The sequence below is a fragment of the Bacillus sp. Medicinal_06 genome, from assembly GCF_056711665.1.
Genome location: NZ_JBWYHD010000004.1, coordinates 327,217 through 344,552 on the forward strand (window position 1 = coordinate 327,217; position 17,336 = coordinate 344,552).

The window sequence follows — 17,336 nt, forward strand, 5'->3', positions numbered from 1 at the left end:
CGAAAACCACTTACAAATCAATTATACCAATTCCAAAACTCAATATCTCCAAGAGTAGCATCACGTACATGAGGTGAATTTTGTAATTTTACTAATTCTTTCGTTGGGCCAGTAATGACAATGCCGTAAACTTTGACACCATTTTTTTTCACATATTGATATTGTTTTTGTAGATTTAATTCTTCACTGCTGCGCCGCGCAACTCGTTTTACGGTTTCTTTATGTTGTGATAAAATGCGCATCATTTCGATTACTTTTTCTTCTGTTGTTTTCAATTGTTTTGTTTCAAGGTTATGAAAATGTAAGTCTTTTGGGAATCCGAAAACTTCAAAACTAGAGAGACGGAGGTCTTCTTCCTTTTTTGCTTCTAATCCTGTATCTAAAGCGTACCATACAGGTGTTGGCGGTATTTCTTGCGCTTCGAACACACTATAAAGAATAGGCTCTAACTCTTGCAATGTGTAAGCTTTATCAAAAGAAATGGCGAGTTCCGCTACGGTTCCATCAGGTACTTTTTGCAGTGCTTCCCACACTTTTTTTGTATTTTCTTTTAGATGTTCAATTTGTTGCGTTTTCGGATGAACAAAGAAAAGGTTTTGTTGATATGCTGTATCAGCCCACTTTTGTTCTACGTGTACAGATGAAAGAAAACTATCAATCTGGACTGTACCAAGTTTAAATTCCTCTTTACCAACTGTTTTGACTAAATTGATTGTACCGTTTGTACGAAAAAAGGCTTCTACTTTCGTCCCTCCGCCGGTAACTCGGCTATTTGGGATTGTTGCTTCTAGTGCAAGTGCAGGGAGGTCTCTAACTTCTTTTAGTTTTTGTTCATTGTTAAATTGAAAATAGATAGAAGATAAGACACCACCAACCGCATATATGACCATACAAACCGCAAGTAGGAAAGCAAGAATGTGCAAACGATGCTTCCACTTAATCTTCCAAAAAGGAACTTGAACATTCGAGACCGGTGGGAGTTTTTTCTTTCTTTTTTCTGTTTCTGCAAGTAGTTTGTCTAAATATGCTTCACATATTGTACAAGTTTCAATATGGTTTTCTAATTCTCCTTGTTCTTCAGGTGTAATGGTACTTTGTTCATATTTCTTCCAAAGATCTTTGCACTTCATACAAGTCATTTGTATCACTCCTTTGCTGGTCGCATTTCTTTTCGGCCACGATGCAGTTCGATTTTCACTTTTGCTAATGTAAGACTAGTCATCTCCGTAATTTCTTTATAGGAGAATCCATAGTAATCTCTTAGTAAGAGAACATTTCGCCTGGCGATGGGAAGAGAGGAGAGGCGCTCTAGCCACTCTGTAATTTCATATTTTGTAAGATAGGCGTGTTCTGTACTTGGAACATCAGGTAAGTGAAAATCTTCTAGCATCGTTGTTTTTTGTTTTGTTTCTTTCCGCTTCCAATCAATAAAAGCATGGTAGGCGATTGTAAATAACCAAGGCCTAATTTCTTCACCTTTATAATAATCAATGTGGATAAGCATCCGATAAAAGGTTTCTTGCATCAAATCCTCTGCCGAGTGGAAGTGTCCTGTTAGGGAGAGAAGATAGCGAAAAAGGTCATGCATATGTTGTTTGTAAATTTGTTCAAGTGTTTGCTTGTTTTTCACTAATTTCCCTCCCTTCACTTATAACAACGAATTTCATTTATAAAAGTTACAAATTTCTGTAAAATAAAGTGAAACTTTAATCAGTGGGGAGTTTCATCCTCCACTGATTATTAGCCCTCACCAATTGGACTTTTACGGGCAGTTGATTCCCTCTAGCTTCTTTGCTTTTGCTGAATAGGGGTCTTACTGCCTGTTAATGGGGGGATAAAAGCAAAAAACGTCAAGAAAACAATTGTCTTTTCTTCTATCATAATACATATAAGGCGGGTGAACAGAGATGGAAAGCTATGAAACGCAAATTCAAAAAGCAATTAATTATATTGAGGAAGATGTAATGGAGAAACAAACATTAAGTGATTTGGCTCGTATTGCAGGATTCTCGGAGTATCATTTTCATCGCGTATTCCAAGCGTTAGTAGGCGACACTGTGATGGAGTATGTTCGGAAGAGGAGGCTAGCCCGGGCAGCTTATCAGCTTTCTCATACGGACGAAAAAATTCTTGATATCGCATTAGAACACGGCTTTCAATCTCATGAAACGTTCATTCGTGCCTTTAAAAAGTTGTTTCAGATGACACCGAGTAGCTACCGAAAGCAAGGGATTCAGACACCGATGTATTATAAAGCAAATGTGAAGCAGCGGAAGTTCAATCCATATTTAGGGGGAATACAAATGGAATTTCGTATTGAAAAAAAACCGGTGTTTTATGTAGCTGGATATGAGATGAAGACGTCTAATAAAGAAGGGAAAAACATGAAAGATATTCCAGTGTTCTGGGATCATTATTTAAAAAATAATCTTGCGAGTAACATTACAAATCGTAAACATACCGACCAATATGTAGAGCTTGGAATGTGCACGGATTTCAATTTAGAAACAGGAGATTTCACTTATATTATTGGAATGGAAGTAACAAGTTTTGATGGGTTACCAAATGAATTAGCGCAGCGCACGTTCCCGGAAGCGACGTATGCGGTATTTACAACGCCAAAAGTGCCACATAAAGAAATGGTATCCTCCATTCAACAAACGTGGAATGCGATTTTCTCAGAGTGGTTCCCGCACTCAGGATATGAGCATGCTGGGGTTACAGAGTTCGAGTTATATGATGAGCGTTGTCATGAGGATAAGAGTGAGTTTGCACAAGTTGAAATTTGGTTGCCAGTGCAGAAGAAACAGTAATAAGAAGAAAAAAGTTCCCTAGATTTCTAGGGAACTTTTTTGTGTATAGAGTCTGTTTATTTTTGTAATATTGACAATATTTAATTTTCATTGTTACGATGACGATACTGTTGTAGAAAAAAGGGGTATATAACGAATCATATGGGAGGGGAATAGGAGAAATGAATTACGAATTTTTAGTAGAAGAAACAAGGGCTAATTTGCTAGAAAATATTCATGTAGGTGTAATATGTGGTGTGGATGAGAAAAAAGAAGTGAAATATCAGGTAGGTAATGCAGAACATAAAGCATATTTTCGTTCCGCAGCGAAACCGATTCAAGCGCTGCCTGCTATTCTTGCAGAAATTGATCGTAAGTACGGTCTTACGAAGAGGGAAGCAGCTTTACTTACAGCTTCTCATCGCGGGGAAAGCTACCATATTGAAGCACTGGAGACAATGAAAACAAAGCTGTTAATCAATGAAAATGAATTGTTTTGTCCAGCTTCGTATCCATTGAATGCGAAGCCAAAAGAAGATATGCTATGGCAAAATCTAGAGAAACGAAAGCTATATCATAACTGTTCTGGTAAACATATGGGATTTATCGCTGTATGTCGCGAGTTAGGATATCCGATAGAAGGGTACTGGGAAAGAGAACATCCACTTCAACTTAAAATACTAGATATTCTATCATATTTATCTGAGTGTCCACTTTCTGATATACATATTGGCGTAGATGGGTGTGGTGTTCCTGTGTTTGCTATTCCTTTACGCAATATGGCAATTACGTATTTAAAGTTAGCGTGTCCGCATTTAATTGATGACGTTACTTTGAGAAATGCGGTAGAGAGAATGACAAGTGTTATGAATCAAGAATATAAGATGGTTGCTTCTGAAAATTTTATTTGTTCTACTTTGTTGGAAGATCCAAACATTGTAGCAAAAGGCGGGGCAAAGGGGGTTTACTGTTTTGGCTTGAAAGAAGAGCAGCTCGGTTTTGCATTAAAAGTGCTGGATGGTTCAGAAGATGTATGGCCTAATATTGTTGCCTCTATTTTAGAACAAATTCAGTATACGAATAAAGAAACAATAGCTCGACTTCGTACGCTGCGTCCAACGATTATGAAAAGTGATGGGGACATTGAAGTAGGTGCTGTTCATGAAGTGTTTAGATTAGATAAAGTAAAACTTTAATCAATGGGGATTCTTAATCTCTCGCTGATTATTAGCCCTCACCAATCGGGCTTTTAAGGATAGTTAATCTCCCACCTAACTTCTTTGTTTTTGCTGAACTTTGAGGTGGGAGTCTTACTGCCCTAAAATAGCGGGATAAATAAAGTGTTGTTATTATATGAGTCGAAAATAGAAAAGAGCTTCCTAGATTTACATACTAGGAAGCCTTTTTGTCGTTAGGCGAGAATGGAAACACCATCGTAATAGATGTGCCTTTTCCAATTTCACTTTCAATAGCGATTGTACCTTTATGCGCCAGAACAAGTTGTTTTGTGATCGCTAAGCCGAGACCAGTTCCATCGTTATTTTCTTCTGTATTTGTACCACGATAGTATCGATCGAATAAAAGTTCTTTCGTTTGTTCATCCATTCCTTTCCCGTTATCAGAAATAGAAAGTGTGAAAGAGTGTTTATCCTGTCCAAGTTTTACAATGACATTTGTTGTTTCATTATTATGTTTTACTGCATTTGCTAATAAGTTCTCGATGATGCGCTGGAACCATTTTTCTTCAATAGAATAATGAATGCTACTGGAGCTAGGAACAAATTCTATGTTTTGATTTTGAAGTGTTGGGTTGTTAATAAATTGTAATAAGACTTTTTGAACAAATTGATTAATCTCTACTTCGGCATATTGAGAGGGAATCGCATTGTTTTTCAATTGGTACGTTAAGCTTAAGTCATCAATTAATGTTGTCATATATTGAGATTTGTCTCGTATAATACGACCGAATTCTTGAATATCATGATCATTCCAGCTATATTGTTTCGATTCTAGTAAGAGAGAGTATCCGTAAATAGAACTTAGCGGCGTTTTTAAATCATGAGAGAGCCCGGTAATCCATTCTTCACGTGTTTGTTCAATTACTTTTCGTACTGACTCATTTTTTTTGAGTGTAATCGTGAGGTGTTCTAGCGCGTTTGTTACGTCTTTAAAAAGACGGAATGACCATTTTTCCTTACCAGAGCGCCGGAAGCGAACTAGTTTTCCTTTTTTACTGACAGGTTCTTCGTATGTTCCGCTAGCTATATTTTTGAGCCATCGCATTGCATGCAATAGTGGCTTGCCAAATTTTCTTCCGTACCAAATAGAAAGAATAACTAGGTAGACAAACGCGATTAAAATAATAACGCCAAATCCTATTAATATTTTTTTGATTAATACATCTTCATTTATATCAGATGGATAATAATGGTTATTTTTTACTGTTATAGTAAATAAGGTTTGATCTTCCGGATTATACAAACTCGAGATATTTTCTTTATGATTCCAAGGTTCTTTTTCAGAAAGTACAGCTTGGATGGCTGAAAAGGATTTTCTTTTTGTTTTTGGATAAGCAAAAATCTCTTCTCCTTTTGCGTTAAATATTTGCAGCGTAGCACCTTCTTTAGTAAGTTGTTTCTTTTCTTTTTCTGTTAAAGAAAACGCAGCTGATAACGGTGCACCGTGTTCTTGTTTTAGCTGTTGAAGTAAAGTACTACTTTTTAACTCCCCACCATAAATCACAATTCCTTTTTTCTCCTCTAATTCAATATTCCAATACGTCAATTTATAAGGAGTCTGTATATGGTGCTGTAAATAAGCAACTAATGATGTTTTTGTATAAGAACCAGGAACATCTTCCGGAGTATTAAAGTCATAAAGTACTTTTCCATGTTCATCAACGATTTGAAGCCAATCATTTTTTTCTTCAATCATTTCTTTTATTTCGGGGCTTAATGTAACGCGTCCGTTTTCTGAAGAAACGTATTGAGAAATAGTAAAGTCATCAAACTCCGGAACATTTGGCTCATAAAGAGTCGTACTAAAAAGATGACCGAGGTAGACGAAAGCGACGATTACTACAATGAGTAAAGTAAATAAGACAAAAATATGCTGGATAATAAATTGGATAATCAATCTTCTACTTAAGTTCATAGCCGTCACCTACTTTGCAACAAACTTATAACCAAGTCCACGAACAGTCTTTATATACTTCGGGCTACTTGGATCAAGTTCGATTTTTTCACGTAGTTTTCGAATATGAACCATAACGGTATTGTCATCACCGTTATAAGCAGGGGCTCCCCATACTTTTTCGTATATCTCTTCTTTTGAAAATACGTAATTTGGATGCTCACAGAAAAAGAACAATAGTTGAAAGAGCTGAGCTGAACATTCAACAATTTCTCCATCTACTTTTAATTCAGCAGCATGTTTATCTATTTGGAATCTCCCAAATGAAAGGGTATGTTCTTTTGTTGGTTGCGGCGTTTGTTTCATATGTCTTCGAAGCTGTGCTTTCATACGAGCGACAACTTCAAGCGGATTGAATGGTTTTGTAATATAGTCGTCTGCCCCATATAAGAAACCAGCTACTTTATCTAAATCAGATGATTTAGCTGTTAGAAAGAAAATTGGACAGTCAGTTTTTTGACGGATCATTGGACAAATATCAAAACCGGATTGTCCTGGAAGCATGACGTCTAAAATCATTAAATCGTAATGATTTTTCTCCACTAAGAGTAAAGCTTCTTCAGCGGAAGTAGCCGTTGTAATATGGGAAAAACCTTCTTTTTGTAGAATCGTAGTTAATAGTTGTAGAATTGCTGTTTCATCATCAACAAGTAAAATATTTGCATGATACAATCTGAATCGCCCCCTATTTTCATCGATTATCATAACATTTTCTTGTAAGTTATGGGATTTTTAAGGAAAATTTAAGGTTTTCTTAGCTTAAAAATAAGATTGGAATGATATGATAAATGTAACATAGGGGAGGAGATGAGGATGAATCCGTTTTATTCAATGCGAGCCAGATATTTTTTAATTGTATTTACACTACTTGTTTTGATTGAACGTATTGGTAAACAAGTACTAGAGAATACATTTCATATATCACTTTCTTCTTTTACAAGCATACTTGTACTATACGTATTTCCATCCGTTTGGTTATTCTATCAATGTAAGCGTCATCGTGTTCCGTTTACTGTATTTATGAATAGAAGAGAATCATTTAATTTTTTACAAGTTTTGATGATTACAGGAATGCTATGCCTTTTTAGTTATGGGTACCTCGTATTATATATGTATAGTTTTACGTGGATTACACCAAATTTTATTATAGATATATTAAATGAACCTATTATAGGCAATACGGGTGGATACATATATCAATATATAATCATCGTTTTGGTAGCTCCCATTATATGTGAATTTGTATTTAGAGGTTTTTTATTCCAACGCCTTGCAGCGAAATGGGGAACAGGAAAAGGGATGATCGTTGCAGCGCTTCTCTTTGGTTGCTTCCATATTGATTTTCTTGGTGCTGTTGTGTTTGGTATTGTTTTAACAATTGTATACATGCGGACGAAAAGTTTACTTATGCCTATCACCATTCATATGTTAAATAACGCTACTGTACTTATTACATCTTTTATGGTCAGTAAAGAAGAAAAGATGAGCCTTGCAGATTTTTCTACTTATACGCCATTTTTAACAGGACTTATTATCTTTATCATTGGATTAAATTTCGTGCTTGTCTTTTTGTTTATGAATCGTCGTTATATGAGTAAAGAGGTGCCGGTAGTATACGCAAATAAAGTGAGAGAATTATAGTTTTGATAACATAGAATTTATTGAATAACGAAAAATAAAAGAGATATAAACCCTTTCTTTTTAGATGGGAGAGAGAATCCGTCTATGGATAGAAGCGGTCAGTGCCTATTTTAGCCCCATGCCGCGTGAAAACAAAGGTAGAAAACGAGTGCAGGTCACCTTTTGTTCTCATAGTAGCGATTTATGTGTTTGAAAATCAAATAATATTTATATAGAAAGGAATGTATCTGATTCTATGAATGAAACGATAGGGTCAAATAAACTGTTTTATTTGATTATGGTGAGTTTAATTGTTATTACGACAGTGAATGTAGGAATTCACTGGAATGAAGCATACTTTTTTGTTTATTTAGCAATTCATCTTCTAGGACTGCTATGTATTGCGGGTGGAATTGTAGTTGAGAAAAGAAGTGAAGATGGAATTAATTATATATGTGTACTTGGTCTTATACTACTTCTAGCTGTACAAGGAATTATGAAATATAGCTCCATTTCTTTTCAAGATCTTAATTTTTTCGTTAACATTTTTCAATAGAGGATGCTGATTGATATTGTCGAAAAAACAAATTGGATATGTTGTTGTTTTACTTGGACTTATCCTAATTATTGTAGGAAAAGTGTATGTAAACCATTATGAATACGGGAAATATATAAGTGGTTTCGGCCTTGTTTGTTGGATCATGAGCGAGTTTCTGATTCCAACATATGAGCTGAAGAAAATGTAGAGAAATAATAGAATGGATAGGCTGTTAAATTCGTAGCATAATAAATAGAAAAAACCTCTTCTCATCACAGAAGAGGTTTTGCAGCGTATTGGGAAACAAGATCTAGTAGACACTTGCTTTTGTCGTTATTTGCCGAATGGTCGATATCCTTTGTCGAATCGCCGATATATGTTGAGAAATGATCGATATATTGAAAAAATCGCCAATAAAATTTCATTTATCATTTCACACCAACTAACCCTGTGGATTTCATCATGTTTCTTCTTGTAGTTTTGTAACATTTACCTTTTTCATAATGCATCTTTAATTTTCTCAAGCACTTTTTTGCTGTTAAATCCACGTTCCCCCATACCAAAAACTTCAATTAAACGGTCATTTTCATCGAGTAAATAGGAGTTCGAAGTATGAATATAGAGCCCGCTTCCAGGGTCGCGGTACTGAAAGTTAAATGTATCTGCTAGTTGTTTTGTTTCATCTACATCACCGCGAAGTAAGTGCCAGCCTTTTGTTTTTTGCATTTCAAATGTATTGGAATATGTAGTTAAAATTTCTTTTGTATCGAACTTAGGATCAATGGTAATTGTGATAAATTCGATTTTTTTACCAAATAGTTTCTCCTTTTCTAATTCGTCTCGTAAATGTTTCATTTTGTATGTCGTAACAGGGCAAATATCGGGGCATTTTGTGTATATAAATTCTACGAGTTTAAGTTTCTTCGGTAGTTGATCAAAAGATAGCGTCGTACCATTCACATCTTCCATAACAATCCCGCTTGGTATTTCAGCAGAAGCTTTACGATAATCTGTAAAATAGTAAATTCCAATTCCAATTACGATGACTAAACCTAATGTAAAAGTAATATAAATTCTTTTCATTTTTCCATCCCCTCCCAGTTTCATTTTATAAGAAAAATCCGATAATTTTTTTGAAGGGAATGAAAATTGCATGACAATTCGGTTATCCCGCTATTTGTGGGTAGTAACATCCCGCACCTCAGTATTCAGGGTGTGGGGTATCAACTGCCCGTAAAAGCCCGATTGGTGAGGGCTAACCATCAGTGGGAATAGAAAAAAATCCCCACTGATGGAAGTTTCACTTTATTAGCTTGTTCTATTTTGGGAAGAACGAACTTACAATAATAAGAGACAGGCAGCATAGAGGAGGTAGTAATGTGAAAAAGGTTGTGAAATGGTCACTTTTTTTGTACGTTGGTTTTGCACTATTTATATATTGGTATTTATTTGGATGGAATCATGAGATTATTCCAGATGCGTATAAAGGAACAAGTGCTGATCCACAAACGTTTATGAACGCGAAGGAACTTACATTAAGTCAGGATTACTCACGTGTGAAAAATTTACTCTTTTTTTTAGCGACGCCTCTTGAATGGATTATTTTATTGTTTGTTCTTGTTTTAGGGGTGTCAAATCGTTTTGAAAAATGGTCAAAGGAAACAGCAAAAGTACGGGTACTTCAAGTCGCTATCTATCTTTTCTATCTATCATTGCTTACAACTGTTCTTGCATTACCGCTGCAATGGCTGGGGCATCAAATCTCAATTGATTACGGCATTTCAACACAATCAACAGCGAGCTGGATCAAAGATCATGTGATCAGTTTTTGGGTTAATTATATTACAATGTTACTCATCGTCTCTGTCCTTTTATGGCTGATTCATAAATTTCCAAAGCGATGGTGGTTAGCGGGCTGGGCTTTATCTGTGCCATTTACAATCTTTTTAACGTTTGTACAGCCGGTTTTAATTGATCCGTTATACAATGACTTTTCTACATTACAAAATAAAGAACTAGAGGAGAAGATTTTAGCAATTGCTGACAGGGCACATATTCCAGCTGAACATGTATATGAAGTGAATATGTCGGAGAAAACGAACGCGCTAAATGCGTATGTAACAGGAATTGGATCGAATTCCCGAATTGTATTATGGAATACAACGCTCCAGCAACTGAAAGATAAAGAGATTTTATTTATTATGGCTCATGAAATGGGGCATTACGTAATGAAACATATATATTGGGGCGTGGCGAGTTATATTGTATTAACATTTATAGGGATGTATTTGATTTACCGCATTATAAACATGTGTGTACGAAAATGGGGAGAAACATTACAAATTTCAAAAGTAGCATGTTTCTCCATTCTACCATTGTTTTTCCTGATTTCTTCCGTATTATCTTTTGCGGTGAGTCCGCTATCTAACTATGTATCTCGCATAGAAGAGCGAGCGGCTGATCAATATGCGTTAGATATGACGAAGGATGGAAAATCTGGTGTGAAAACATTTCAATATTTATCAAAAACAGGATTAAGTCAAGTGAATCCGCCGGCGCTAGTGAAGTTTTTCTTATATACACACCCGCCGATATTTGAGAGAATTCATGCGTTTGAGGAGTATGATAAGCAGAAGAAATGAGGAGCAGCGAGTGAGCTGCTTCTTTATTTATGTGAATATAATATCCAAACCTTTCTTTTTGGGTGGGAGGGTCCGCTCATGCGTAGAAGCGGTCAGGACCTTTTTTATCCCCGTGCCGTGTGAAAACAGAAAGAGAAAATGAGCGTGGGATAGTTTTTGTTTCCAGAGCCGTTATTTAGATGCTAGAGAATTGAAATGGATTGATAGAAGTATAGATTAGAAAGATATAAAACTATTCTTTTTTATCGTCTAATGCTCTTATGTTTGCAAGTGCTAGGTAAGATAAAGTTCATTCAGCACCATATGATTTATCCCGCATTAACGGGCAGTAAGACCCCCGCCTCAAGATTCAGAGAAAAACGAGGAAGATAGGTGGGGGATCAACTGCCCGTAAAAGCCCGATTGGTTCAACTAATAATCAGTGGGGGATGAAGAAAACCCCCACTGATTAAAGTTTCGCTTTATCGTACGTATGGTATAATTAGTTATATAATATAATCCTATTAAAATAATATACAAATAACCAAAAAAGAGGAGTCATGTAATGAAACAAATGATTGTCTTGCTAGGTGTAGTAGGAAGTTTACTAATAGCCCCTATACAAAATTTTGCAGAAGTAAATACAGGAGGGAATCAGCAAAGGATCGTAGGAGATAATAGGTATGATTCTAATAATAAGAAAGTAACTGGATGGAAATTTGATAATGGTAAATGGTATTACGTACATACCAATGGAGCTATGGCTATTGGCTGGACAAAGGTGAACGGAAAATGGTATTTCCTTCAGCCAGATGGAGCAATGCGAACAGGTTGGTATTTTGACGGTTCAACCTGGTACTATTTGCACCAAGGTGGAGATATGGCAACAGGCTGGACAAAGGTGAATGGAAAATGGTATTTCCTTCAGCCAGATGGAGCAATGCGAACAGGTTGGTATTTTGACGGTTCAACCTGGTACTATTTGCACCAAGGTGGAGATATGGCAACAGGCTGGACAAAGGTGAACGGAAAATGGTATTTCCTTCAGCCGGATGGAGCAATGCGAACAGGTTGGTATTTTGACGGTTCAATCTGGTACTATCTGCACCAAGGTGGAGACATGGCAACAGGCTGGACAAAGGTGAACGGAACAAGGTATTACCTTGAGAATAGTGGTAGATGGATTGCTAACAATGATGCTGATTATTTATCGACAATAGGAGAAAATCAACAGCTTATTCTTGTGACAGCAAGTGATTATAGAACGAGTAAGGCAAAAATTCAAACATTCGAGAAACGAAGTAATAAATGGTATCCAGTGAATGGTGATGTGTCAGTATATATTGGACGCAATGGCTTTGCTTATACGATGGCAGAAGGTGGAATGAGTTCACCGAGAGGGAAGTATACAGTTGGTATGGCGTTTGGGCGCTATCAGAACCCTGGGACTAAGCTTCCTTATCATAAAATACAACCAAATGATGTGTGGGTGGATGACTCTAATTCAAAACTCTATAACACATTACAACAAAAACCTGTAAATGGACGTTGGAAAAGCGCTGAAAACATGAATATTCCAGCATATGACTATGGTTTTGTGATCGACTATAATACTGAACGTATTCCTTGTAAAGGGAGTGCAATTTTCTTTCATATATCTCATACATGGACTGCTGGATGTACAGGTGTATCTAAACAAGAGATGATTGATATTTTAAAATGGCTTGATCCAGCTAAAAAACCAGTTATCATCCAAACTCCAGAGAGTGAATTAGGTAATTATTAAGATATATCAGATTACATACATATAAATAATACCAAAATAACACCACAACGCTATATGTGTCGTGGTGTTATTTTGTTTTACTCATTTTATCCCGCTATTCGCAGGTGATAGGACCCACTAGTTAAAGCTTCACTTTACTTAAGAATATGTTTCTTGCGCCAGCAGTTGAGCTAATTTTAGAGAACAGAATTGGTTAGCATTATGGATATTCAAGTATCTTCATATGACTTTTTTTTACATTTTATTCCTCGTAGTGTAAAATGAAAGTTAAGAATATTAAGGAAAAATGAGCGGAGATGTATGTTTTAAATTAATGGGGGTTGTTTATATTGTTTCAAAAGAGCATGACAAATATGTTATTCCAAACAAAATCATTGCCAGCTATAAAAATGATCATATCGATGTCTATTTTTGGCTCCATCGGATTTTTTTCAGTGAAAACAAATTTACCATCATTTGAATTGGTATTTGTTCGCTGTATTTGTGCGACTATATTTTTAGCGTTATGCTGGCTTGCGACAGGGCAATTTAAAGAAGAGAAGTGGAACAGAAAAGAAGTACTACAAATACTAGCTTGCGGCGTTTTTCTTGTTTTTAACTGGGTGTTTTTATTTAAAGCTTTTGAGGTCATGTCAGTGACGATTGCGATCTCTGTGTATCATCTTGCACCAATTATTGTATTAATGATTGGGAGTGTCGTATTTAAAGAAAGATTAACAATGTTATCTATTATTTCGATTCTGATTTGTTTTGGTGGCACTGTGTTAGTCGCAGGTGTGGATGGGAGTGTTTCTATAGAGAAACTGATGTCTTCCGGGATGGTTTGGGCACTTCTTGCAGCGTTGTTTTATGCATTTACCACTTTATTGGGGAAAGGGATTAAACAAACAAGTGCATATGCGATGACATTTTTGCAAACTTTTTTAGGCATATTTCTATTATTACCATTTGTAGACTTTGGAGAATTTCAAGGTTTGACGCAAAGTAATTGGATTGCAATTACAGCGACAGGACTGATTCATACTGGTTTTGTTTATTATTTATTTTTTGATAGTTTACGAGATTTACCAACACGTTTAATTTCTATATTAGTCTTTTTAGATCCTGGAGTGGCTATTTTACTTGATACAGTATTTACAGGTTTTCGTCCGACTACAATGCAGATAGTAGGGATTATCCTTATTTTTGTTGGGATGGCGTTTACTTTTCGAAAATCAGAAGATGAAGTGGTATGCCAGGAAGAGAAAGTTTACTCTAAAGGATGAGGTAGTAAAATTCGAGAAATTCAAAATAATAATAAGGAATAGGTTGTAGTAGGAACTGGTGACGGGAAGTATGAATCGCAAATGCTTGTAACGCGTGAACAATATGCGCAGTTTTTATACAATGCAATTATAAATGATCCTTCTGCAGAATAAGAAACAGTGAATAGATCAGATTTATAAAAGAGGGTAGGTGTTGTATAACACCTGCCTTTTTGATGTTTGAATACGTAGATGAAACCGGTGCTTCACAAAAAAATAAGTTAAATTTTCAAAAAACTCCTTCCTTTTCTGAAAATTTGTTATATAATATAAAACATAAAATCAAATCTGTTATAAAACAGTTTGAAAAGGAGATGCTAATATGTCGACACAAACTTCACGGGTTACACTCGTTGGAGAAATATTACCGGCGTATGGAGAAATTTTGACACCGGAAGCGCTCACTTTTTTAAAAGAGCTGCATGAGAATTTTAATACACGCCGCAAAGATTTACTGCAAAAACGAGTGGAAAAGCAAAAAAGAATTGAGGCAGGGGAGTTTCCAAGCTTTTTATCAGAAACAGCACATATACGTGCTGGAGATTGGACGATTGCCCAGCTTCCAAAAGATTTAGAAGATCGTCGTGTGGAGATTACAGGTCCAGTAGATCGTAAGATGGTGATTAATGCTTTAAATTCAGGTGCATATCTTTTTATGGCAGACTTTGAAGATTCGAACTCGCCGACGTGGCATAATGCGATAGATGGCCAGATTAACTTAAGAGATGCGGTGAAGGGAACGATTTCATATAAGAATCCGAGCGGTAAAGAATATCGTTTAGGAGATAAAACAGCTGTACTTATCGTTCGTCCACGCGGTTGGCATTTAGAGGAAAAACATATGTTAGTTGATGGGGAAAAGATGTCAGGTAGCCTTGTTGACTTTGGTTTGTACTTTTTCCACAATGCAAAAACATTATTAGAAAAAGAAAGCGGGCCATATTTTTACTTACCGAAAATGGAAAGCTATTTGGAAGCGAGATTATGGAATGATGTTTTTATTTTTGCGCAGAAATATATCGGGATTCCGAATGGAACGATTAAAGCAACTGTATTATTAGAAACGATCCACGCTTCTTTTGAAATGGATGAAATTTTATATGAGCTTCGTGACCACTCAGCAGGACTAAATTGTGGACGCTGGGATTATATTTTTAGCTTCTTAAAGGCTTTTCGTAACCATAATGAATTTTTACTTCCAGATAGGGCGCAAGTTACGATGACAGCGCCGTTTATGCGCAACTATTCTTTAAAAGTAATTCAAACGTGCCATCGCCGGAACGCACCAGCAATTGGCGGAATGGCAGCACAAATTCCGATTAAAAATAACCCGGAAGCAAATGAAGTTGCTTTTGAAAAAGTTCGTATGGATAAAGAACGTGAGGCTTTAGACGGACATGACGGGACTTGGGTTGCCCACCCGGGACTCGTACCGGTTGCGATGGAAGTGTTCGATCACATTATGAAAACACCGAATCAAATTTTCAGAAAACGTGAAGAGATTTATGTAACAGAAAAGGACTTATTAGAAGTACCGATGGGAACGATTACAGAAGAAGGGCTTCGTATGAATATTAGCGTTGGTATTCAATATATTGCATCGTGGTTAAGCGGCCGCGGGGCAGCACCGATTTACAATTTGATGGAAGATGCAGCAACGGCAGAAATTTCAAGGGCGCAAGTGTGGCAATGGATTCGTCATGAAGGCGGGAAGCTGAATGACGGCCGTAACATTACATTTGCTTTAGTAGAAGAGTTTAAGGCAGAAGAGTTAGCGAAAATAGAACGAGAGATTGGCAAGGAGCAATTTGAGAAAGGTAGATTTGTAGAAGCGACAAAATTATTTACTGATTTAGTACGTAATGATGAGTTTGAAACATTTTTAACATTACCGGGTTATGAAATTTTATAAAAAAGAAAAGGGGATGGAAGAGATGACAAACGAAAGAGTACAAAAATTACAAGAAAGCTGGGAGTTAGATGAGCGTTGGAAAGGGGTAACGCGTCCTTATTCTGTTGAGGATGTAATTCGTCTTCGCGGATCAATTGATATTGAACATACATTAGCACGCCGCGGGGCGGAGAAACTTTGGCAATCGCTTCATACAGAAGATTATATTCATGCGCTTGGTGCGTTAACAGGAAACCAAGCGATGCAGCAAGTAAAGGCAGGATTAAAAGCAATTTACTTGAGTGGTTGGCAAGTGGCAGCGGATGCTAATCTATCCGGGCACATGTATCCAGACCAAAGTTTATATCCAGCGAACAGTGTACCAGCTGTTGTAAAGCGTATTAATCAAACGCTGCAACGTGCGGATCAAATTCAGCACATGGAAGGCAGCGGTGATACAGATTATTTTGTACCGATTGTTGCGGATGCTGAAGCGGGATTTGGTGGACAATTAAACGTGTTTGAATTAATGAAAGGTATGATTGAAGCAGGTGCATCAGGCGTGCACTTTGAAGATCAATTATCCTCAGAGAAAAAATGCGGACATTTAGGCGGAAAAGTGTTGCTACCAACGCAAACGGCGGTACGTAATTTAATTTCTGCGCGCTTAGCAGCGGATGTAATGGGTGTGCCAACAATTATTGTAGCAAGAACAGATGCAGATGCAGCCGATCTAATTACGAGTGATATTGATCCAGTTGATCAAAAATTTATTACAGGAGAGAGAACGCCAGAAGGTTTTTACCGGACGAAAGCAGGGCTTGATCAAGCAATTGCGCGCGGTTTAGCATATGCGCCATATGCAGATCTTGTTTGGTGTGAAACATCTGAACCTAATTTAGAAGATGCGAAGCGTTTTGCGGAAGCAATTCATGAGAAATATCCAGGGAAATTACTAGCATATAACTGTTCACCATCCTTTAACTGGAAACAAAAATTAGATGAAAAAACAATCGCAACCTTCCAAAAAGAAATTGCTTCATACGGATACAAATTCCAGTTCGTAACATTAGCTGGATTCCATTCATTAAACTATGGCATGTTTGAATTAGCGCGTGGTTATAAAGAGCACGGCATGGCAGCGTATTCTGAACTGCAACAAGCTGAGTTTGCAGCAGAAGAGCACGGCTACTCTGCAACGCGCCATCAACGCGAAGTTGGAACGGGTTACTTTGACGAAGTAGCACAAGTGATTACAGGCGGAACATCTTCTACAACGGCCCTGAAAGGTTCTACGGAAGAGGCGCAGTTTACAAAATAAGTGCTGAAGCGGGTGTCCTTTAAGGGCACCTGTTGTTTTTCATATAGGAAATCGATTGATAGTGTTGTAAAAATTTAGAAAGGAATATTTTCAAAAAATATTGTACATTCTATTTTAAGTATGCTATGATTATCTCAGTTGAATAACTAAATCAAGCAATCCATATATTATCAAGTGCTGAAAACGAACGAGAAAAAGTATGTGAGAACTGTTTTATGTTTCGTATTTGATAATGTGTGGATTCTTTTTTTATGTATGAAAACTAAAAAAA

15 protein-coding genes and 1 pseudogene are annotated in these 17,336 nt (G+C 36.6%); 11 read left to right on the forward strand and 5 right to left on the reverse strand.

Annotated elements, in window-relative coordinates:
- Positions 1-17 precede the first annotated feature (17 nt).
- Together AC1M36_RS11845 and AC1M36_RS11850 are read right to left on the reverse strand one after the other, a co-directional pair.
- Positions 18-1,139, reverse strand: a complete 1,122-nt coding sequence (locus tag AC1M36_RS11845; RefSeq protein WP_479845902.1) for an anti-sigma factor — start codon at positions 1,137-1,139, stop codon at positions 18-20.
- 5 nt (positions 1,140-1,144) lie between these two features.
- On the reverse strand, positions 1,145-1,630 hold the full coding sequence (locus tag AC1M36_RS11850; RefSeq protein WP_479845903.1) for an RNA polymerase sigma factor: 486 nt from the start codon (positions 1,628-1,630) through the stop codon (positions 1,145-1,147).
- Positions 1,631-1,907: 277 nt separating this feature from the next.
- Here AC1M36_RS11850 and AC1M36_RS11855 point away from each other — a divergent pair, with 277 nt between their 5' ends.
- Both AC1M36_RS11855 and AC1M36_RS11860 read left to right on the forward strand, forming a co-directional pair.
- Entirely contained in the window at positions 1,908-2,813 is a 906-nt protein-coding gene (locus tag AC1M36_RS11855) for an AraC family transcriptional regulator (protein ID WP_336450925.1), read from the forward strand.
- A gap of 161 nt (positions 2,814-2,974) precedes the next feature.
- Positions 2,975-3,988, forward strand: a complete 1,014-nt coding sequence (locus AC1M36_RS11860) for an asparaginase (RefSeq protein WP_336450926.1) — start codon at positions 2,975-2,977, stop codon at positions 3,986-3,988.
- A gap of 196 nt (positions 3,989-4,184) precedes the next feature.
- Here AC1M36_RS11860 and AC1M36_RS11865 read toward each other — a convergent pair whose 3' ends face one another.
- Together AC1M36_RS11865 and AC1M36_RS11870 are read right to left on the reverse strand one after the other, a co-directional pair.
- On the reverse strand, positions 4,185-5,945 hold the full coding sequence (locus tag AC1M36_RS11865; RefSeq protein WP_479845904.1) for a sensor histidine kinase: 1,761 nt from the start codon (positions 5,943-5,945) through the stop codon (positions 4,185-4,187).
- 9 nt (positions 5,946-5,954) lie between these two features.
- On the reverse strand, positions 5,955-6,656 hold the full coding sequence (locus AC1M36_RS11870; RefSeq protein WP_479845905.1) for a response regulator transcription factor: 702 nt from the start codon (positions 6,654-6,656) through the stop codon (positions 5,955-5,957).
- Between the two features lie 141 nt (positions 6,657-6,797).
- Between AC1M36_RS11870 and AC1M36_RS11875 the strand changes: the two genes are divergently transcribed.
- The 3 genes from AC1M36_RS11875 to AC1M36_RS11885 all read left to right on the forward strand — a co-directional run bounded on the left by AC1M36_RS11875 (position 6,798) and on the right by AC1M36_RS11885 (position 8,350).
- The gene (locus AC1M36_RS11875; protein WP_336450929.1) at positions 6,798-7,625 is read left to right on the forward strand and encodes a CPBP family intramembrane glutamic endopeptidase; all 828 of its coding nucleotides are present in this window, start codon (positions 6,798-6,800) and stop codon (positions 7,623-7,625) included.
- Between the two features lie 235 nt (positions 7,626-7,860).
- The gene (locus tag AC1M36_RS11880; RefSeq protein ID WP_336450930.1) at positions 7,861-8,160 is read left to right on the forward strand and encodes a hypothetical protein; all 300 of its coding nucleotides are present in this window, start codon (positions 7,861-7,863) and stop codon (positions 8,158-8,160) included.
- A gap of 16 nt (positions 8,161-8,176) precedes the next feature.
- On the forward strand, positions 8,177-8,350 hold the full coding sequence (locus AC1M36_RS11885; protein ID WP_336451019.1) for a hypothetical protein: 174 nt from the start codon (positions 8,177-8,179) through the stop codon (positions 8,348-8,350).
- A 290-nt stretch (positions 8,351-8,640) separates the two neighbouring features.
- Here AC1M36_RS11885 and AC1M36_RS11890 read toward each other — a convergent pair whose 3' ends face one another.
- Positions 8,641-9,225, reverse strand: coding sequence for an SCO family protein (locus AC1M36_RS11890; RefSeq protein ID WP_336450931.1), 585 nt, complete (start codon positions 9,223-9,225; stop codon positions 8,641-8,643).
- Between the two features lie 296 nt (positions 9,226-9,521).
- Here AC1M36_RS11890 and AC1M36_RS11895 point away from each other — a divergent pair, with 296 nt between their 5' ends.
- The 6 genes and pseudogenes from AC1M36_RS11895 (at position 9,522) to aceA (ending at position 17,065) form a co-directional block, all read left to right on the forward strand.
- On the forward strand, positions 9,522-10,784 hold the full coding sequence (locus tag AC1M36_RS11895; RefSeq protein WP_336450932.1) for a M48 family metallopeptidase: 1,263 nt from the start codon (positions 9,522-9,524) through the stop codon (positions 10,782-10,784).
- A gap of 544 nt (positions 10,785-11,328) precedes the next feature.
- The gene (locus tag AC1M36_RS11900) at positions 11,329-12,549 is read left to right on the forward strand and encodes a L,D-transpeptidase family protein (protein WP_479845906.1); all 1,221 of its coding nucleotides are present in this window, start codon (positions 11,329-11,331) and stop codon (positions 12,547-12,549) included.
- Positions 12,550-12,902: 353 nt separating this feature from the next.
- Positions 12,903-13,814, forward strand: a complete 912-nt coding sequence (locus AC1M36_RS11905; RefSeq protein WP_336451016.1) for a DMT family transporter — start codon at positions 12,903-12,905, stop codon at positions 13,812-13,814.
- Between the two features lie 42 nt (positions 13,815-13,856).
- Positions 13,857-13,967 (forward strand): annotated as a pseudogene (locus AC1M36_RS11910) (S-layer homology domain-containing protein); the annotation flags it as partial.
- Between the two features lie 208 nt (positions 13,968-14,175).
- Positions 14,176-15,765 (forward strand): malate synthase A, encoded by a 1,590-nt coding sequence (gene aceB / locus AC1M36_RS11915; protein WP_479845907.1) that lies wholly within the window; start codon positions 14,176-14,178, stop codon positions 15,763-15,765.
- 22 nt (positions 15,766-15,787) lie between these two features.
- Positions 15,788-17,065 (forward strand): isocitrate lyase, encoded by a 1,278-nt coding sequence (gene aceA, locus AC1M36_RS11920; protein WP_336450935.1) that lies wholly within the window; start codon positions 15,788-15,790, stop codon positions 17,063-17,065.
- The last annotated feature ends 271 nt before the right edge of the window (positions 17,066-17,336 follow it).

Bases quoted from the DNA above. Each gene is read 5' to 3' on its own strand.
- AC1M36_RS11845 (WP_479845902.1), bottom strand. From the start codon at position 1,139: ATGACTTGTATGAAGTGCAAAGATCTTTGGAAGAAATATGAACAAAGT.
- AC1M36_RS11855 (WP_336450925.1), top strand. From the start codon at position 1,908: ATGGAAAGCTATGAAACGCAAATTCAAAAAGCAATTAATTATATTGAG.
- AC1M36_RS11860 (WP_336450926.1), top strand. From the start codon at position 2,975: ATGAATTACGAATTTTTAGTAGAAGAAACAAGGGCTAATTTGCTAGAA.
- AC1M36_RS11865 (WP_479845904.1), bottom strand. From the start codon at position 5,945: ATGAACTTAAGTAGAAGATTGATTATCCAATTTATTATCCAGCATATT.
- AC1M36_RS11875 (WP_336450929.1), top strand. From the start codon at position 6,798: ATGAATCCGTTTTATTCAATGCGAGCCAGATATTTTTTAATTGTATTT.
- AC1M36_RS11880 (WP_336450930.1), top strand. From the start codon at position 7,861: ATGAATGAAACGATAGGGTCAAATAAACTGTTTTATTTGATTATGGTG.
- AC1M36_RS11890 (WP_336450931.1), bottom strand. From the start codon at position 9,225: ATGAAAAGAATTTATATTACTTTTACATTAGGTTTAGTCATCGTAATT.
- AC1M36_RS11900 (WP_479845906.1), top strand. From the start codon at position 11,329: ATGAAACAAATGATTGTCTTGCTAGGTGTAGTAGGAAGTTTACTAATA.
- AC1M36_RS11905 (WP_336451016.1), top strand. From the start codon at position 12,903: ATGTTATTCCAAACAAAATCATTGCCAGCTATAAAAATGATCATATCG.
- aceB (WP_479845907.1), top strand. From the start codon at position 14,176: ATGTCGACACAAACTTCACGGGTTACACTCGTTGGAGAAATATTACCG.
- aceA (WP_336450935.1), top strand. From the start codon at position 15,788: ATGACAAACGAAAGAGTACAAAAATTACAAGAAAGCTGGGAGTTAGAT.